2 protein-coding genes are annotated in these 1,050 nt (G+C 33.4%); one reads left to right on the top strand and one right to left on the bottom strand.

Translation table 11 applies throughout. From position 1 onward, the window contains the following. Positions 1-96: 96 nt before the first annotated feature. On the top strand, positions 97-531 hold the full coding sequence (locus J7J33_01465; protein ID MCD6167961.1) for a hypothetical protein: 435 nt from the start codon (positions 97-99) through the stop codon (positions 529-531). Positions 532-600: 69 nt separating this feature from the next. Here the strand turns inward: J7J33_01465 and J7J33_01460 are convergent, their stop codons facing one another. Next, positions 601-990, bottom strand: coding sequence for a cell division protein SepF (locus tag J7J33_01460; GenBank protein ID MCD6167960.1), 390 nt, complete (start codon positions 988-990; stop codon positions 601-603). Positions 991-1,050 lie beyond the last annotated feature (60 nt).

Raw genomic sequence — 1,050 nt, 5'->3', positions numbered from 1 at the left:
TAACTAACCTCCCCATAAATGTTTATTGTCTGTCATATCTCATCGAAAATTCTCATCCTTGAATTTAATCTCTTTATATTTTATACTTAAGTGATTATGAGAAAAGACATTTCTGGAAGTTACAGGGTTTTAACAAGGAATGATTTTGGTTACTGGGAAGAAAAGGTGGTTGTTTTTCTCTCTAAAACTTTTGATGCCAACTCAAAGATAATAGTTGATTGGGAAATTATAAATTTTATAGATGCACCGGACGAAGTGTTTGCATCAATAATAAATCGTATCCCGATTAATAAGATCTTTGAACTGGATGTAAGGGATACATTTTCAAGAGATGAAAGAAAGGCTATCATATCGCTTATAAAGATAAAAGAAGGTGAAGAAACAGGTATCAGAAGAGTTAAAAGACTCATAAATAAAGTGAGACTTTCAAAAAATTCTACATTTTCAAGGAAGTTAATACTTTATTTACTTGAAAAGAAAAACTCCAGCTCCTCGTTACCTCACCGTTCCCTCTTTGAAGGGTACGATTAATATGAGGCAACGAAGGAGCCAGAGCAATTTTATTTATACCAAAAAGTGGGTTTCGTTGCAAATATTTTCTTAGATTTCTTCCTTTTCCTCTATTTTCTTTTTCCAGAATTTCTTTGATTCTTTACTTATTTCAACACCTGGAGGCGCAAATAGAACTACATAGTTTGCTATCTTCTCTGTAGTTCCATCCATTGCATAGACACCACCAGTAACGAAGTCAATGAATCTTCTCGCAAGTTCTCTGTCTGTTTCTTCAAAGTTTATAACTACAGGCCTACCAGATTTTAGATCGTCTATAACCCTCTGAGCTTCATCAAAAGACTTCGGTTCAATCACGATTAATTTCATTCCGTCCACCTCATCTGTAATTGAGATTTCACTTTCTTCCTCTGTATCACTTATTTCCTTAATTTCCTCCTCAAATCCAAACATACGTTTCAATTTCTCAAAAAATCCCACAGCATCCTCCTTTATTCTTTTATAATATCCTTTCCTAAAAATTCAAACAGTTTCTTATTC

The sequence above is a fragment of the Caldisericia bacterium genome, assembly GCA_021158845.1.
Taxonomy (GTDB): domain Bacteria; phylum Caldisericota; class Caldisericia; order B22-G15; family B22-G15; genus B22-G15.
The sequence above is the reverse complement of the archived record's forward strand: the minus strand, read 5'-3'. Positions and strand labels throughout refer to the sequence as shown.

What these genes read in the sequence shown, in the direction of transcription:
- J7J33_01465 (MCD6167961.1), top strand. Translation starts at nt 97, where the DNA reads ATGAGAAAAGACATTTCTGGAAGTTACAGGGTTTTAACAAGGAATGAT.